Annotated in this window: 9 protein-coding genes; 6 read left to right on the top strand and 3 right to left on the bottom strand. The window is 73.9% G+C overall.

The window, feature by feature from the left end; translation table 11 throughout:
- Window positions 1-105: 105 nt before the first annotated feature.
- Window positions 106-753, top strand: coding sequence for a Uma2 family endonuclease (locus tag WME76_RS10260; RefSeq protein ID WP_437959969.1), 648 nt, complete (start codon window positions 106-108; stop codon window positions 751-753).
- Window positions 754-879: 126 nt separating this feature from the next.
- Entirely contained in the window at window positions 880-2,076 is a 1,197-nt protein-coding gene (locus WME76_RS10255) for a serine/threonine-protein kinase (protein ID WP_437959968.1), read from the top strand.
- A gap of 19 nt (window positions 2,077-2,095) precedes the next feature.
- Here the strand turns inward: WME76_RS10255 and WME76_RS10250 are convergent, their stop codons facing one another.
- Window positions 2,096-5,992, bottom strand: a complete 3,897-nt coding sequence (locus tag WME76_RS10250) for a M36 family metallopeptidase (protein ID WP_437959967.1) — start codon at window positions 5,990-5,992, stop codon at window positions 2,096-2,098.
- A 385-nt stretch (window positions 5,993-6,377) separates the two neighbouring features.
- On the opposite strand from WME76_RS10250, the gene WME76_RS10245 reads away from it, so the two are divergent.
- The 4 genes from WME76_RS10245 (at window position 6,378) to WME76_RS10230 (ending at window position 13,430) form a co-directional block, all read left to right on the top strand.
- Window positions 6,378-7,136 carry a CDP-alcohol phosphatidyltransferase family protein gene (locus WME76_RS10245; protein WP_437959966.1) on the top strand — a complete coding sequence of 253 codons (759 nt, stop codon included), beginning with the start codon at window positions 6,378-6,380 and terminating at the stop codon, window positions 7,134-7,136.
- A gap of 334 nt (window positions 7,137-7,470) precedes the next feature.
- Window positions 7,471-10,089, top strand: a complete 2,619-nt coding sequence (locus WME76_RS10240; RefSeq protein WP_437959965.1) for a hypothetical protein — start codon at window positions 7,471-7,473, stop codon at window positions 10,087-10,089.
- Window positions 10,090-10,281: 192 nt separating this feature from the next.
- Window positions 10,282-11,970, top strand: coding sequence for a L,D-transpeptidase (locus tag WME76_RS10235; RefSeq protein WP_437959964.1), 1,689 nt, complete (start codon window positions 10,282-10,284; stop codon window positions 11,968-11,970).
- Window positions 11,971-12,128: 158 nt separating this feature from the next.
- Window positions 12,129-13,430 carry a UDP-glucose dehydrogenase family protein gene (locus WME76_RS10230; RefSeq protein ID WP_061617356.1) on the top strand — a complete coding sequence of 434 codons (1,302 nt, stop codon included), beginning with the start codon at window positions 12,129-12,131 and terminating at the stop codon, window positions 13,428-13,430.
- Window positions 13,431-13,547: 117 nt separating this feature from the next.
- On the opposite strand, the gene WME76_RS10225 is transcribed toward WME76_RS10230, so the two are convergent.
- Both WME76_RS10225 and WME76_RS10220 read right to left on the bottom strand, forming a co-directional pair.
- Complete coding sequence (locus WME76_RS10225) at window positions 13,548-15,098, bottom strand: sigma-54-dependent transcriptional regulator (RefSeq protein WP_437959963.1); 1,551 nt, start codon at window positions 15,096-15,098, stop codon at window positions 13,548-13,550.
- Window positions 15,095-17,434 (bottom strand): ATP-binding protein, encoded by a 2,340-nt coding sequence (locus WME76_RS10220; protein WP_437959962.1) that lies wholly within the window; start codon window positions 17,432-17,434, stop codon window positions 15,095-15,097. Before WME76_RS10220 ends, WME76_RS10225 begins: the two co-directional genes overlap by 4 nt.
- Between the last annotated feature and the right edge of the window lie 111 nt (window positions 17,435-17,545).

Below are 17,545 nucleotides of genomic sequence, written 5' to 3'. Positions count from 1 at the left end.
GAAGCGGGAGGCCGCCGGCGCCGGGAGGCCGCGGGACGGACGCAGGCGGCGGGGCGGCGCGCACCGGGAAGCCGGGGCGGCGTGCTACGCTTGGACACCATCGTGGTGAGGCAAAGCGCAATCGCGATCAGGCACAGCACCGCCGGCGAGGCGCCGGCCAGGCCGAGGCTCACCCTGGCCGACTGGACCGGCCTGCCGGAGGACGAGCCGGGCGAGCTCGTGGACGGCCTGCTCGCGGAGGAAGAGGTGCCGGACGCGGTTCACGAGGTCGTCGTGACCTGGATCATCGGGGTGCTCCGGAGCTGGCTCATCGCGCGAGGGGGGCTGGTGCTGGGGTCCGAGGCGAAGTTCGCGGTGACCTCTTCCTCCGGCAGGAAGCCGGACGCCTCCGCGTACCTGCCCGGGAGCCGCAAGCCGCCGCGCCGCGGCGTGATCCACGCGCCTCCCGACATCATGGTCGAGGTGATCTCTCCCTCGCCGCGCGACGCGCGCCGCGATCGCGTGGACAAGCTGCACGAGTACGCGCTCTTCGGGGTGCGCTGGTACTGGCTCATCGACCCGCAGGGGACGACGTTCGATCTCCTCGAGCTCGGGGCGGACGGCCGCTACGTGCACGCGCGCGCCGCGGCGGTCGGCGTGGTCTCCGGGGTGCCAGGCCTCGAGGGGCTCACGCTCGACCTCGACGCCCTCTGGAGCGAGGTCGAGCGGCTCGGCCCTGAGTCCGGCGAGGCGCCGCTCGTCGAGCAGCGCTGATCCGGCGAGGCGCCGCGCATCGAGCAGCGCCCCGAGGGGCGGCGCCGCGGCGCTCGAGCTCTGCCGTACCCGCGCATGCTCGTTGACCGCGTGCGGCGGCGCCGCTTCCATGGGCGCGAGGACCCCATGAGCAGCGACACCGCTTCACGACGCGTGGGGACCACGATCCGCAACAAGTGGACGCTGGAGCGGCTGCTCGGCGCGGGCGGCATGGCCGCCGTCTACGTCGGCGTCCACCGGATCGGGCGCCGCGACGCGCTCAAGATCCTGCACCCGCAGGCGGCGAAGTCGAAGGAGATCTGCGACCGGTTCGAGCGCGAGGCGCAGGCCGCGAACCGCTTCCGCCACCCCGGCGCCGTCGAGATCCGCGACATCGACGTCGCCGAGGACGGCGCGCCGTTCCTGGTCATGGAGCTGCTCGAGGGCGAGTCGCTCGCCGAGCGCGAGCGCCGCCTCGGCGGCGTCCCGCTGGCCGAGGTGCTCCGCTTCGCCGCGCAGGTGCTCGACACCCTCGGCGCGGCGCACGCGCAGGGGATCATCCACCGCGACATCAAGCCGGCCAACCTGTTCGTCGTCCGCGAGGACCCGGAGAGCACGCCCCTGCCCGGCGTCGGCCCGCGCATCAAGGTGCTCGATTTCGGGCTCGCGCGGATCCGCCAGGACTCCAGCCTCCAGGGCGAGCTCACGCGGATGGGCATCGTGCTCGGCACGACGCCGTACATGCCGCCGGAGCAGGCGAAGGGCCGCGACATCGACGCGCGCGCCGACCTGTTCGCGATCGGCGCCACGATGTTCCGCCTGATCGCCGGCCGCCACGTGCACGAGGCGAGCACCGATTTCGATCTCCTGCTGAAGATGGGCAAGGAGCCGGCGCCGCCCCTCGCGCAGCGCGCGCCGAGCACGCCGCGCGACGTGTGCCTCGTCGTCGACCGCGCGCTCGCGTTCGACCGCGACCAGCGCTACCCCGACGCGCGCCACATGCTCGAGGACGTGCGCGCCCTGCTGCGCAGGGAGCCGCCCCCGTACGCGTCGCGGTTCGCGCGCGCGATCGATCCGGACGCGATCACGCTGCACGGGCAGGAGTCGCCCGCCGGCCCCGACGAGGAGAGCGGGCCCGCCACGATCCGCGCGAGCCCGGCGAGCAGCCCGACCGTCGTCGACGTCGTCGCCGTCGAGTGGAGCGAGGAGCCGCCCGTGAGCGTGGACGCTGTCACGACCGAGTGGACGGGCCCGGCGAACGCGAACGATGACTCGATCGCTGTCGAATGGAGCGAGGAGCCGCCGGACGCGGGCGCGCCCGGCTCTCGCCCCGCCCGGCGCTGAGCGCCGCCGCGGCCGCCGATCAGGCGACCCCGCGGCGCCGCCGCCGCGCGCTCATCAGGGCCATGGCGAGGAGCGCGGCCAGCGGCGCCGCGGTCGTCGGCGCCGTCGCCGGGCCGCCGGCGACCTCGCAGCCGCAGCCGTCGTCGTCGCCGGACGGCGCGGGGTTGTCGGTCGGCACGTCGGCGCCGCCGCTGCCGCCGGCCCCGCCCTCGCCGCCAGCGGCCCCGCCGTCGCCGCCGGTGCCCTCGCCGCCGTCGCCGCCCACGCCGCCGCCCTCGCCGCCGACGCCGCCGCCCTCGCCACCGGCGCCGCCCTCGCCCACCGGCGGCTCACCGCACCCGGGCGCGTCGGGGACGAGCGCGCCGAACGGCTCGTTGGTGATGCCGCGGACCTCGATGTCGTCGATCTCCCAGCCGAAATCGCCCGCGTACGCGTCGGTGCCGATGCGGAAGCGGACCTTCACGGTCTTCTCGGCGAACGCCGTGCCGAGGTCCAGCGTCACCTGCTCCGGCGCCGGCCAGCCCTCGTTGGCTCCGACGAAGCCCTCGCGGCCGGCGAGCGGGTTCACCGACGGCTCGTCGACCGTGTTGCCGATCGGCCCGCCGTACCCTGGATCGGCGTACGTCGCGACGTCCTTCCACGTCGCGCCGTCGTCGTCGGTGATCTCGATGAGCCCGCCGTCCCAGTGGATCGCCGCCGCGGCATCGGTCGCCGGCGTGATCTCGAACGAGTGGCGGTGGCTGAAGGTGATCACGAGCGGCTCGGTCGCCCCGACCGTGAGCGGCGGCGAGACGAGCTGCGTGTCGGACAGGCTCGGGAAATCGATGCCGCGCCACGCGTGGTTCGTCAGGTCGGTCTTCTCGCGCGACCAGACGGAGTCCGCCTCCTCGCCGTTCTTCACCCACACGGGCACCTCGCTCTCGACCGACTCGACGGCCGACGTGCCCGGCGCGTCGTCGACGTTGAGGCGCGCCCCGGCGACGCCGATGATCTCCGTCTCGCACGCCCGGGGGGCGGCGACCTCCACGCGGAGCTCCAGCGTCTCGATCGCGGCCACGGCCTCGTCCACGTCGACCTGGATCTCGACGGTCCGCGTCCCGTACGGGGGGATCTCGGGCAGCACGACCGCGGTCCCGTCCGGGAACGACACGTGCTCGTTCGTCGAGGAGAGGGTCGCCCCCGCGCCGCGGAGCGGCACCGGGCCTGCGTTCCGCACCTCGAGCGTCACCGTGCCGCGCTCGCCGGCGTCGAGGAAGCCGTCGTCGTCGCACGAGCGCACGCCGTCGTTCGGCTGCCCCAGCGAGACCGCGCCCCGCGGCGTCAGGTCGAAGCCCTCGACCACGCCGACGAGATCGTCCGAGCTGCGCGGCGCGGACTCGGCGCACGTCCCCGCCCCGCGTCGCGCGAAGCCGGTCGCGAGGGCGAGCATGTCGCCCTCGCTGCGCGCGTACGCCGCCGCGAGCAGGGCGTCGCGCTGCTCGGTGTACGTCGCGTCCGTCGGCGCGAGCTTCAGCCCCGCCACCACGATGTCCGACATGAGCCGCCGCGCCTCGTCGTGCGAGTAGAGGCGGCTGCCGTCCTCCTCGCGCGTGAGCAGCCCGACGTAGGCCTCGAACAGCATGAGCGCCCAGATCTCGCCGGCGTTGTGGACCTCGGAGTTCTTCGGCCCGCCGCCCTCGATCATCGGGTGCTCCGGGAGGGCCACGCCATCGGAGATGTGCTTGAACGTGAGCCCGTTCTTCGCGAAGTCGACCGTGTACGGCGCCCGGCGGCCGCCGAAGTAGCCGCTGTCGCCGCTCTCTTCTGACGCGTAGATCGAGGTCGCGAAGGTGCCGCCGAGGTCGTCGCCGTCGCGGAGCGCCATGTGCAGGGCGAGGAAGTCGCCCCAGCCCTCGCTCTGCGCGCTGCACTGCGTGGTGCCGCACTGGGTCAGGCGCCGGTGGATGAAGTGCCCCCACTCGTGGGCGGTGACGGTGTTGTCGATCGTGCCGTCGCGCACGAGCCCGAGGACGCGCTCCATCGAGGCCCTGACCGGCCCCTCGAGGACCGCCGCCTTGAGGCTGCTCCCCTCCTCGAACGAGGTGGAGAGCACCGGGATGTTCACCACGGCGTCCTCGGGCGCGCCGTTCCCCAGCGCCGGAGCGGGCGCGCCGGGCGCGTTGTTGGCGATGAGGAGGGCGACCGCGCCCGCCGCCTCGGCGTTCACGGCCTTCTGCTTGAAGGTGCAGCCGCCCCGGTCCACGAGCAGGATCTTGCCCGCGACGTTGTAGAGCGGCGCCTCGCACCCGTCGCGCGTTCCATCCACCGCGTCGTCCGGGTTCGGGTCCGTGCCGTCGTCGACCAGGGCGACGTCGGCGGTGAGGTCGAAGTTGCCGGGCCCGAACGACGCCGTGGCGGTGTTCAGGCTGGCGCCGCCGGGCGCGATCGTCAGCGAGCGCCGGACATCCTGGCTGTTCCAGAGGTACATCTGCATCCGCGGCGAGGCGCCGTCGGACATCGCGTTCATGTTCGCGTTGTTGCGCGGCGACTCCGTCGTGAGGGCGCCGTCCTGCGCCTCGGCGAGCAACGGGTCGCCGCCGAGGCCGCCGCGGCCCATGTTGTCCTGCTGGGCGTTGCCGGCGGCCTCGGTGAAGCCGGAGTCGTAGTACCAGTCGTGCAGCCAGTTGTTCACGTAGAAGAGCTGGGTCACTGCGGCCATCGTCTGCGCCTCGCTCGACAGCGGCTCGAGCGAGGGGTCGTAGACGTGGTCGAACGTCCTGTCCGCGGTCGTGACCGCCCGGATGTCGCCGTTCGAGTAGCCGTCGGGATCCTTGTGGTCCGCGTACGCGTCCACGTTGTTTCCGCGGGTCTGGACGGCGCTCGGCGGCAGCCACGGATCGACGCCGCCGTCCGGGCTCCTGTTGAACCCTTCCATCGAGACGAGCGGCGCCGGGACAAACGGCGGCTGCGACCCGTCCGGCGCGCCGGTCGGGTGCGGCACGAAGTCGGCCTGGGGGCCGTCGAGGGGCCGGCTGTTCCCGGTGGTCTCGGCCCAGACGCGGTAGTTGAACGCGTCGTTCTCGACCAGGTTGCGGCGGTAGAGGACGCGGCCGTCGTCGGCCGCGATCACGTAGTCGTAGGCGTCCGAGGAGACGGACTTGACCTTTCCCGAGATGAACTCGACGAAGTACGCCGGCACAAGCCGGTCCGGCATGGGGAACTGGACCTTCTTCACGCGGGCCGGCTCGACCAGGTGGAGGTTCGCGGCCCGGAGCGCGCTCGTCGGCGCGAGGTCGAGGGCGTGGTAGTCGCCGGCGCGGCGCTGGGTGTCGACGACGCCGCCCGGCCCGGGGTGGATCCCGTAGAGGTCCTCGAGCGCGGTGGCGAGCGCCTCTGCCGGCGCGAGGCGGAACGCGCGGCGGATCGAGCTCGCCTTCGCCGGCACGGCGGCCGGGTGGAGGTTGCCGGAGATGGCGACGAGCTCGAGGTTCTGGCGCATGAGCACCTTCACGTCGGTCTGGAACACGTCGGCGCCGTCGACGCGCTGGCGCAGCGTGACGATGACGGGCCCCTGGCCGAGGTCGTGGACGTGGACCACCCGCGCCGTCTCCAGCGCGGCCCTGGACAGGCCGTACGCCCCCGCGAACCGGCTCAGGTGGAGCCGGGCGGCGGCCTCCGGCCTGACGCCCGCGGCGACGGCGGGCGCGCCCCCCTGCGCGGCCCAGAGGAAGCTCGGGACGCCGCGCTGCTCGTCGATGGCCGTGACGATCCCGCCGGCGCGCGCGGCGGCCGCGGCGCGCGGATCTGCCGGGGCGATCGCCGCCTTCGGCGCGAGCAGGTACGCGTTGACGTCGGGCCGCTCGCCGGGCTGCGCGTGCGCGAGCGGGCCTGCGAAGAGCGCCAGCGAGAGCGTGAGACCGCGAATGGAACGCTTCATCCGATCTTCTCCGTGCGCGACTGAACAGCGGGGATGCCGCCGGATTGCTTCGTTCCCGGGGGAACGGCTCAATGAATGAGGAACTGTGATAAACGTTCTCGTCACACGAGGGAAGCCGCTCGGCGGCTCGCGCCGTGGCCTCGCCTCAGGGCCAAAGCGGTCGCGACGGGAACGCGCAGCGACGGCGGACGAGCTCTGCGCTACCCTGGTGAAGCGCCGACGAAACACCTCTGTGCTGCGCGCGTCCCGCCGCGATGCCGATTCGAAGGGCGCAGCTCCACGGGAACAGCCCTGGTCCGCGCGGCGCCGCCGCGGCGCGGCGGCCACGTGCCCGGCAGGATTTCTCGCGCGCGGCGCGAGCGCGCGGCACTAGGATGCGCCCCGCATGCTCGGCGAAGCGAAGCAGATCTACCTGGCCACGCGGAAGAAGCACGATCAGCTCTTCAACACGTACCTGATGCGCCCGCTCGCCGGCGGCGTCGTCGCGCTGCTCGCGCGGACGGCGATCACGCCGAACCAGGTCACGCTGCTCAACCTCGCCGTGTTCGTGGTGGCGGCCGCGCTGCTCGTCGCGCTGCCCACGGCGGCGGGGGGCCTTGTCGCGATCGCCGTGCTCGAGCTGAGCTACCTGCTCGACTGCGCCGACGGGATGCTCGCGCGCCACAAGCAGCTCGCGTCGAAGGAGGGCCACCTCTTCGACTTCTTCACGGACGAGCTCAAGGCGGTGCTCCTCTCGGGCGCCCTCTCGATCCGCCTCTTCCACGGCGGCGGGCTCGGTCTCGACGCGGCGCTCTGGCCCGCCGGCGACCCGCGGTTCCTGCTCGCCGGCGTCGTCGGCGTCGCGGTGATCGCCTCGGCGATCTCGCTGACGAACTTCGTCCGCCGCCCGGAGATCAGCGGCAAGGAGACGTCGGTCTCCGCGTACTACGAGACCGCCACCGAGGAGCGCCCCCGGTCGCCCGTCGCCCGGGCGGCGGCGCTCGTGACGACGTTCCTGCGCTTCCTGAACCACTACCCGAGCCACATCTGGGCGTTCGCGCTCGCGGACCGGCTCGACGTGTTCTTCTGGATCTACGTGCTGATCAACCTCCTCTACCTGGCGAGGGGCTGGCTCGGGCTGCTGCTCAGGTTCGGGCGGCCCTAGCGCGGCGGCGCGCGCGTCGTGACTGGAGCGGTGTTCGATCGACAGCGCGGCTCCAGCCACGACGCGCGCGTCGCAGGAGCGAGCCGATGAGAGCCCGGAGGGGGGCGGGACGGCGGCGATGCCGATACGGCTCCTGGGTCAATATGCCAACGCGGAGACTGGGCTCTTCTACAACCGGTACCGCTACTGAGACCTTCCAGGAGAAAGGGGGCCCGCGCGTCGACCCCTGCGACTCCTCGGGCCAGAGGATCGCGGACCTCGAGATCGGCCACGCGGTGGTGGGCGCCAAGGGCAAGCGCGGGCAGTACGGCAAGTACCGGAAACCCAAGGGCTATTGAGCGACCTGGCGGGCGGCGCGGAGCGGGAGGCGACGATGGTGGATGGCTTCTTCGGGCGCAGTCAACGCGAAGCCTTCGACGCGATCTGCGCCTGGCATGGCGGAGATCGCGCCGGCGCCTGCGTCGTGTACGGGCCGGCCGGCGCCGGCAAGGCCACGGTGATCGACCGCTTCTTCGGCTCGCTCGATGGGTCCGGCGCGCAGCGCGTCCTCGTCCGCGCGGGCCGGGGTTCCGGCGCGCCCTTCGAGCACGACGTGCTGGCGCGGCTCGCGGCCGGCCTGTGGCCCGACGACGCGCCGCACGCCGAGGATCGCCAGGGGCTCTGCGAGCTCCTCGTGAACGAGCTCGCGAGCCGGGACACCGAGGAGGGCGAGCCGGCGCTCCTCGTCGGTCTGGTCGGGCCGGACGCGTGCGCCGACTGGCCCGAGGATCGCGAGCGGTCGGTGCTCGGCGAGCTCGGCCCTTCCGCGCGCGTGCTGGTCTCGGTCACCGGTCCCAGGGAAGAGGCCGAGCGGTGGGCAGAGCGGCTCGCCCTCGGCGCCGATAGCGCTGCCTGGGTGCCCGTGAGCGGCTTCCGGCTGGACGAGATCGACGCCCCTCTGCGCGATCGGCTCGCCTGGGCGGCGATCGACGGCCCGGGGCCGCGCGCGGCCGTGGAGGCGACGGCGGGCGCGCTCCGCGAGCGCGGGGCGGCCCGGCTGGAGGCGCTGCTGTCGACCGTCGCGCGCGCGTTCGCGCCGCTCGATCTCGGCGACGCGGCGGCGCTCCTCGGCGCGGACGAGACCGAGCTCGCCGCCGCGCTCGACGCGCACCGCGCCGTGATCGATCCGGTCATCGCGTGGGGCGAGCGGTGGAGCGCGCTCCGGTTCCGGCACGAGGCCCTGCGCGCGGCCTGGGTGGCCGCGAGCGAGGACGGCGCCGCCCTCTGCGAGCGGCGGTTCGTCGAGGCCGCCCGAGCGCTGCCGGGCGCGCGCGCCCGGGCGAGCGGTCGTCCCCCGGAGGGCCGCGCCGCCGCCTGTCTCCGCCGGTACGCCGGCGATCACCTGCGCGCGTCGCCGCGCGTGCCCCGCGCGGATCTCCTCGCGCTCTGCGCTCCGCGCTGGGCGTGGCCGTCCTCGCTCGAGGACCTCGCCGCGCGCCGGGCCGAGCTGCGGCGCCTCCGGCGCTCGGTCGCCGCGCCGCTCGAGGTCTCCGGCGCGAGCGAGGCCCTGGTCGAGCCGGTGCCTCCCCTCGTCCGCGTCGCGCTCGCGCAAGGCGCGCTCGGGACGCTGCGCCGCGCGTGGGATCCCGGCGACGCCGGCCCGGGCGACGTGGCGCGCGGCGACGCCGAGCGGGCGCTCGCCGTCGCGCTCCTCGCGCTCTCGGCGCGCGCCTCGGAGCGGCCCGGCGAGGAGATCGCCGCGAGGGCGCGCGCGCTCGTGCGGCAGCGCGGAGCCGCATGGCGCAACGAGCCGTGGCGCGACGCGCAGGCGCTGCTCGCGGCGGCGCGCGCCAGCGCGGGCGACGACGCGGCGAGCTTCGCGCGCTGGGCGGTGTCGGCCGCGTCGCGCGACGAGCAAGGTCCCAGTCTGCCCGTGTGGCTCACAGCGGCCCGGTTCCTCCCGCCGTCCGAGGCCGAGGCGCTTGTCGCGCAGGCCATCGAGCGCGCGCGCACGGATCCGCGCCCGGGCCACGCGCTCGCGCAGCTCGCCGCGGCGCCCGGGCTGGACGCCGGCCAGGCGCGCTCCCTCTTTCGCGCGGCGATGACGCTCCCCCCCGGATCGCGCGCCAACGCGCTGGCGCCGCTCGTGCGAGCGCTGCCCGGCGAGGAGCAGGCCCGCGGCGTGTCCGCGCTCTTCGGCGCGTTCGTCGACGGCGCGAGCGCGGACGGCGAGCCGCTCGACTACCCGTCATGCACCGAGGCGCTGGCCCCCTTCCTCGGGTTGTCCGAGCTCTTGAAGCTGCTGGACGACCCGATGACCGGCATGGGCGCAGCGCTCGCCGTGCGGCTCGCGGAGCTCGGCGAGACCGCGCGCGCGCTCGATGTCGTCGGACAGCTCTGCGGCGGCGGGGTCCATGGCGCGAGCCCGCTGCTGCGCGCCGCCGCCACCGAGGGCGGGCGTCCGCTCGCCGACGCGGCGCGCGAGGCGGTGGCGTCTCTCCGGCCGGCGTGGGTCGCCGCCGCGCTGGTGGCCGACCATGCGGCCCCGGCGATCGAGGTGCTGGGGCTCGACGCCTCGGTCGAGATCGCCGGGCGCGGAGGCTCGGGGCACGCGGGCATCGCGGCCCTCGCGGCGCTCTGCTGCGCTGCCCCCGCGCCGTCGCGGCCGTCGCTCGCCGCCCGCGCTGTCGCGGCGTACCGCGACAGCGGGGACACGGACGGGCTGGAGAGCGTGATCCGCTGCGCTGCCTGGATGTCGCCTCATGACGCAGCGTGGCTGCTCGCAAGGAGCCTCGGCGACGCCGCCGGCTCGGTCACGCTGGCGTCGACCCTGAGCGGCTGGGGAGGCGTGGAGATGCTCGCGCCGCTCGTGGCACGGATCGGCGGCGACGGCGCGCTCGTCGCCGCGGCGGACGCCCTGCGCGAGGCGAACGCGTGGCTCGCGTGGATGGAGTCCACCGGCGGGAGCTCCTGACGCGTCGCGCCCCGCGCGGCAGGTCGCGACCTGTCCTCGCCCCTCGCGAAGGGCGCGCGGACGATCCAGTCCCCTGCCGGAGGGCCTCCGGAGCCTGCCCGCGGGGAGCGCCTCGGGTGCTCAGCCAGACGCCGCCAGGGCCCGCCGAAAACTGGCCAGCCTCCCCCTCCTGTGCACTACGGTCGCCCCGCCATGGACACGCCGCCCCGAACGCGCGCCGCAGCCACGCTCGCGGCGAGCCGCCGTGCCTTCGCGCTCCTCGCCCTCGCCGCGCTCCTCCCGGGGTGCGGCCAGTCCGGGAGCGCCCCCGATTCGCCGAGCGAGCTCCCGGGCCCCGGCGATGGCCAGAAGCCCGCGGCCGCCGCGCCCTCCGCCGCCGCCTCGGCGTCCCCTGCCTCCCCTGCGCCCGCCGAGGACGAGCCCCCGCCCGGCCAGCCCGTGGGCCCGCCGATCGTCTCGCTGAGCGGCGTCGCCACCCCGCCCACGCCGCCCCCGGAGGGCAGCCCGCGGCTCGCCAGCATCGCGATGCTCACCCGCGTCTACGCCCGGCCCAGCACCGACGCGAAGCGCGTCGGCTTCCTCCGCGCCGGCGCGATCGTGGAGATCGACCCCGAGCCCGCCGGCACCGCCGGCTGCCCCGGCGGCTTCCGCAAGATCAAGCCGTTCGGCTACGTGTGCCTCGGCCCCGACGCGACCCTCGACCTCGACCACGAGATCGTCCGCGCCGCGTCGCGGCGCCCCGACGTCACCCACAAGCTCCCGTACATGTACGGCGTCGTGACGCGCGGCGGCCCCGCCTACGCGCGCATCCCCACCGAGGACGACGTCGCGCGCCACGAGCCGAGCCTCAAGAAGCACCTCGACCGCTGGGCCAAGGACGAGCAGAGCGGCGCCACCTACGGCCTCGACGTGTGGCTCAAGTGGCGCAGCGAGCCCGCCCCGCCCGCGCTCGACGCGCTCGCGCAGCGCATCACCGATCGCGACATCCCCTGGTTCCTGCGCGACGGCCGGCGCGCGCCCAACCTCTCCGGCCTCATCAAGACCGACGACGCCGTGAAGATCGACGAGGTCTCGCGGCGCAACGGCATGGCCTTCATCGAGTCGTTCCTCCACGAGGGCCGGCGCTACAACGTCACCACCGACCTGCGCGTCGTCCCCGCCGACCGCTTCCGCCCCATCCGCGGCTCCGACTTCCACGGCGTCGAGATCGGCAAGGACATCGACTTCCCGTTCGCGCTCGTGCGCCGCGCCGGCGGCAAGCGCTGGCGCGTCGAGGGCAAGAAGCTCGTCGAGGGCGGAGAGCTCGAGTGGCGCTCGGCCGTGCCCCTGACCGGCAAGCAGCAGTTCTTCGGCGGCAAGCTGCACTACGAGACGAAGGACGGCGACTGGGTCGACGACCGCCACGCCGGCCGCATCGACCCCGCCAAGAAGATGCCCGCGTGGGGCAAGAACGGCGAGAAGTGGCTCGACGTCAACCTCACGAAGCAGGTGCTCGTCGCCTACGAGGGCACGAAGCCCGTCTACGCCACGCTCATCTCGAGCGGCGAGGCGGGGCTCGAGGACCACGAGTCCTCCACCGCGACCAAGCGCGGGATATTCCGTATCCACACGAAGTACATCTCCATCACCATGGACTCGGACGCCGTCGGCGAGGAGTTCGAGCTGCGCGACGTCCCCTACGTGCAGTACTTCGAGGAAGGGTATGCGCTGCACGGCGCCTACTGGCACGACAAGTTCGGCCGGCCCAAGAGCCACGGTTGCATCAACCTGTCTCCGGAGGACGCGCGCCGGCTCTTCTTCTGGACCGAGCCCGCCGTCCCGCCGGGCTGGCACGGCGCGGCGCGCTCGCTCACCGGAACGGTGGTGTTCGTACACCCCTGATCCACCCGCCGCCGCCGCAGGCGTCGCGCGCCCGCGGCCACGCGGCGAGCGCGGCCGCGCGAGGGCGCACGCTGCAGGAGCGGGACGGAGCGATCGCAGGTCACACTTCGCGCGACTGCCCGCTCGAACAGCAGCAGAGTCGTGGTAGCGTCCCGCCCATGCAGCTTGCCGTCGTGGGAACAGGGTATGTCGGCCTGGTGGCCGGCGCGGGGTTCGCGGATTTCGGGAACGACGTGGCTTGCGTCGACGTGTCCGCCGCGAAGATCGAGATGCTGAAGCGCGGAGAGGTGCCGATCTACGAGCCCGGCCTCGACGTGCTGATCGCGAAGAACGCGCGCGACGGCAGGCTCCGCTTCTCGACCGACGTCGCCGGCGCCATCCGCGACGCGGAGATCGTCTTCATCGCCGTCGGGACGCCCCAGGCCGACGACGGCTCCGCGGACCTCTCCGCCGTCGAGGCCGTCGGCGAGACGATCGGCAAGAATCTCAACAATTTCAAGGTGATCGCCACCAAGAGCACGGTCCCGGTCGGGACGGCCGACCGGCTCCGGCAGATCATCGGCGCGCACACGTCGCAGGCGTTCGCCGTCGCGTCGAACCCGGAGTTCCTCAAGGAGGGCGACGCGGTGAACGACTTCATGAAGCCCGACCGCGTGATCATCGGGTCGGACGACCCGAAGGCCCGCGAGATCCTGCGCCACCTGTACAACCCGTTCGTCCGGGCGAGCGATCGCATCCAGCTCATGGACGCGCGCTCGGCCGAGCTCACCAAGTACGCCGCCAACGCCCTGCTCGCGTCGCGCATCTCGTTCATGAACGACCTGGCCTTGCTCGCGGAGAAGGTCGGCGCGGACATCGAGCTCGTGCGCAAGGGCGTCGGCGCCGACCCGCGCATCGGCACGAAGTTCCTCTTCGCCGGCCCGGGGTTCGGCGGGTCGTGCTTCCCCAAGGATCTCTCGGCGATCCTGTACACGGCGGGGTCGGTGGGGCACGACCTCGAGATCGTCCGGGCGACCGAGCGGATCAACGCGCGCCAGAAGCGGGTCCTCGCGAGCAAGGTGAGCGCCCACTTCGGGGGCGCGCTGAAGGGCAAGACGATCGCGGTCTGGGGGCTCGCGTTCAAGCCGCAGACCGACGACATCCGCGAGGCGCCCGCGCTCACGCTCATCGACGAGCTGCTCGAGGCGGGCGCGACGGTCCAGGCGCACGACCCGCAGGCGATGCCGAACGTGCGCGCGATCTACGGCAACCGCATCCTGCTGAGCGACGGCATGTACGGCGCGGCCGAGGGCGCGGACGCCCTGGTCGTCGTCACCGAGTGGCACGAGTACCGGCGCCCCGACTTCCACCGGCTGAAGCGCATCCTGAGCTCCCCGGCGCTCTTCGACGGGCGCAACGTCTGGGAGCCCGACGAGCTCCGCGGGATGGGGTTCCTCTACACGGGCATCGGCAGGAAGTAGCGCGCAGCGCGGCGTTGCGGGCGTGCGGCCGCGACGGCGCGCAGCGCAGCCGCGGCCACGGCGCTCGCGGCCACAGCACCCGCGGCCACGGCGCGCCCGCAGCGAAAGCGCGGCCGCTCAGGTGTCGCCCGGGTCCGACGGCAGCGTGAAGCGGCGGCTGCTCGGCGGCTCCTCGCCCCCGAAGTACCGCGACGCGTTCGCCGGCGTCAGCCGCCGGCTGCTCGGCGGCTCCTCCCCGAGGTACCGCGGCGCGTTCGCCGGCGTCAGCCGCCGGCTGCTCGGCGGCTCCTCCCCGGTGTGCCGGTCCCAGCGCCGCTCGAGCATCTTCCGGTCGACGCCGATGAGCCGCGCCGCGGCCGCCTTGTTGCCGCCGCAGCTCTCGATGGCGTGGTGCAGCACCGCCCGCTCGATCACCCGCAGCTTCGACCCGAGCCGCTCGGGCAGCGCGAGCAGCGCGCGCGCCAGCCGATCGATCTCCGCGGTCGCGTCGACCACCGGCCGCTCGCGCGCCAGCTCCTCGAGCGTGGGGACGTCGATGAGATCGTCGTCCGCGAGCAGCGCCAGCCGCTCGACGACGTTCCGGAGCTCCCGCACGTTGCCGGGCCACGGCCGCCGGACGAGCCACGCGATCGCGTCGTCGGTGTAGCGGAGCTTGCGCGGGAGCTCCGCGTTGAACGCGAGCAGGAGCTCGATGAGATCCGCGTCGCGCTCGGCCAGCGACGGCACGTGCACCGTGACGACGTTGAGCCGGTAGAAGAGGTCCTCCCGGAAGCGCCCCTCGTGGATGCGCTTCTCGAGGTCGACGTGCGTCGCGGCGAGGACGCGGGCGCGGAGCGGGATCTCCGACTCGGCGCCGAGCGGGCGGAAGCGGCGGTCCTCGAGGACGCGGAGCAGCTTCGCCTGGAGCTCGCCGGGCATCTCGGCGATCTCGTCGAGCAGGATGGTGCCCGCGCCCGCGAGCTCGAGCTGGCCGCGCATGCGCTTCTCGGCGCCGGTGAAGGCGCCGCGCTCGTGGCCGAAGATGAGCGACTCGATCAGCGTCCCCGGCAGCGCAGAGCAGTTGACCGCCACGAACGGCTCGCCGCGGCGCGAGCTCATCTCGTGCAGCGCGCGGGCCACCATCTCCTTGCCGCTGCCGGTCTCGCCGCGGATGAGCACCGTCTTGCTCGACTCCGCGACGCGCTCGATGATCCGGCGCACCCGATCCATCGCCGCGGACGAGCCGAGCAGCGCCTTCGTGCCGAACGTGCGATCGACGCGCTCGCGCAGCCGCACCACCTCGCCCTTGAGCAGCAGCCGCTCGCGCTGCCCCTCGACGATCGGCAGCAGCATCTCCGGGCAGAGCTCGTCCTTCAGGACGTAGTCCTGGGCGCCGAGCCGCATGGCCTCGCGGATCTCGGAGAGCTCGCTCACCGAGGTGACCATCACCGCGGGCGTGCTGCGCCCCGAGGCCCGAACCCGCCGCAGGATCTCCAGGCCCCCGCGGTCGCGCGGGTCGTCCGAGAGGCGCACGTCGAGCAGCAGGAGGTCCGGCGCGCTCCGCTCCACCGCCGCGATGGCGTCGTCCAGGCCCACCGCCTCCAGCACCTCGACCTCGTCGAGCGCGGTCAGGATCTGCCGCAGCGTGCGGCGGCCGCTCCGCTGATCATCGACGACCAGGATCTTCACGCGACCTCTTCCTCCGCGCTCTGGGACACGTCCGCGGCCGGGATGGAGATCACGAACCGCGTCCTGCCGTCGCGCCGCTCCGCGTCGATGGTCCACCCGTGGGCGCGGACGATGCGGTGCGTGATGGCGAGCCCGAGCCCCGTCCCGCCGGGCTTCGTGGTGTACCAGGGCGCGAAGATCCGCGCGGCGTCGCCCGAGATCCCGGGCCCCGTGTCCCACACGACGAGCTCGGCGCCGCCCTCCGTGGTCGCCCAGGTGACGCCGATGGTCCCCTTCTCGCCCGCCGCGTCGAGGGCGTTCGAGAGCAGGTTCACGAGCACCTGCGTCGCCTGATCGAGGTCGCAGCGGAGCCTCGGGGTCGCGCTCACCCGCGCCTCGATCCGCCGCTTGCCGAGCTGATCGCGCAGCAGCATCTCCGCCCGGCTCACGAGCTCCTCGACGGACAGGCGGCGGCGCTCGAGCTTCCGGTGCGTGACCCGCCGCAGCCCCATCACGAGGCGCTCGAGGCGCTCGACCTCCTCGCAGCCGATCTCGACCTCCTCGGCGTCCAGGCGCTGGTCGCTCGACCCGCGCTGGAACACCGAGCGGAAGAAGTTGATCGGGTAGCGCACCTCGTGGGTGATCTCGGCCGCGAGCGTCTCGATGAGCGCCGCGCGCTCGTCGCGCCACGCGGCCGCCTGCTCGCGCCGCCGCCGCTCCAGCTCGGCGTAGCTGTGCGCGTGCGCCAGGGCGAGCGCGGCCTGGTTGCCGATGGTGCGGAGCAGGTCGAGGTCCTCGCTCGTGAACAGGGCGCCGCCGCGCTTCCGGCCCACCTCGAGGACGCCGAGCAGCCGGCCGCGAAACATCACCGTCAGCGACAGCTCGCTCGCGCTCACCTCGGGCGGGCCGAGCCCGATGATCCGCTCGCCGCTCTGCTCGGCGGACGGCGGCCGTGCCTCGCCGTCGAGGTGGCCGGCGTCGACCACGTCGGCCGCGAAGGGGCGGAAGGTGACCCGCTCGCACGGCAGCCAGCGCGCCACGGTGCGCTCGACCGCGTCGGCGACCTCCTCGGGATCGGTGACGAGCGTCAGCTCCTCGCTGAGCTGCTCGACGGTGGGCTTGTACTCCGCGCGCGCCGGGAAGAGCTTCCGGTCGCCGGCGCCGAGCGCGAACACGACGAGCACGGCGCTGACGACGGCGGCCGGCACGGCGACCTTGAGCGCGCCGAGCAGCGGCAGGCCGGCGTACCCCGCGCAGGCGGAGCAGACGATCACCGTGAGCGCGACCATCATGCCGGCGATGATGACCCGCGTGAGCGGCCGCGAGAGGAGCGCGCGGCTCCCCCAGAGGTCGTAGCGGATGAACGCGACGACGCTCGAGACAGGCGTGAGGGCGAGCGCCGGGATCGCGAACCAGGCGAGCCGAGACGCCGAGACGCCGAGCATGGCCAGCATGAAGCCGAGCGCCATCACGACGTGCGGCGGCGCCATCGCGAGGAGCAGCACGCGCAGCGTGCGGCGGCGATCCCCCTCGGCCACGGCGAAGCGGGCGATCAGGGCGGTCGCGAAGAAGAAGAACGACGCGACCATGAGCGTCGCGCAGACCCCCCGGAGCCCGACGGTGGTCCACCCCACGGCGTGCGAGGCGAGCAGGCCGGCGGCGAGCAGGCCGCCGAGCGCCTCCGCGATCCACCCGAGGGCGGGGTAGCGCGCGAGCAGCGGGATGTCATCCGGCAGCCGGAGCGCCAGGGTGAAGAAGCTCATCGGGACGAGCGCGTAGGCGACGTGGAAGAACGGAACGAGGTCGCGCGCGCCGTGATAGTCGAAGATCGTGAACTGGAAGAGCGCGGTGAACAGCGCCGCGCTCGCGAAGGCGCGGGCGAGCTTGCCGTGCGGGCTCGCGCTCAGCGCGACGAGCGCGGCGCCCACGTAGAGCGAGGCGACGACCATCAGCCCGCCGGCGTAGAACCACCAGGCGAGCGGATCGAAGGGGACGAGGGTGAGCTCGACGTCGCGCAGCCCTTCCGCCGTCTCGACGCGGGCGCGCACCGAGCGCTGCCCCTCGCGCGCCGCCTGCTCGACCGCGGCGTCCCACACGCTGGCGCGGTAACGCCCCGCGGTGCTCTCGAGGCGCCAGCCGTTCACCTCGACGACGCGATCGGGGAACCGGAGGCCCTTCTGGAAGCCCTCCCAGGAGGGCAGGCCCAGGCTCGAGACAACGCCGTCGGGGTCGACGAGGACGCCAGGAAACGGGCGCTCGTACCAGCGCAGCGCGTTCCTGATCCCCAGGCCGCCCAGAACGAGCGCCGCGAGGACGACCGCCGCAAGGAGCCAACGCCGATTCTCGATAGCTCGCATCGGGAGACTCGACAGCGCGTAGATTGCGCCCCGAGCCACCCACGATACGCTGGAACCCCGGGTGAACCAACGGGGCTCACGCCCCGGGCGAGGCGCGGGGCCCCCGCCCCC

It is taken from the genome of Sorangium sp. So ce119, from assembly GCF_051524405.1.
GTDB lineage: Bacteria > Myxococcota_A > Polyangia > Polyangiales > Polyangiaceae > Sorangium > Sorangium cellulosum_G.
The sequence above is the reverse complement of the archived record's forward strand: the minus strand, read 5'-3'. Positions and strand labels throughout refer to the sequence as shown.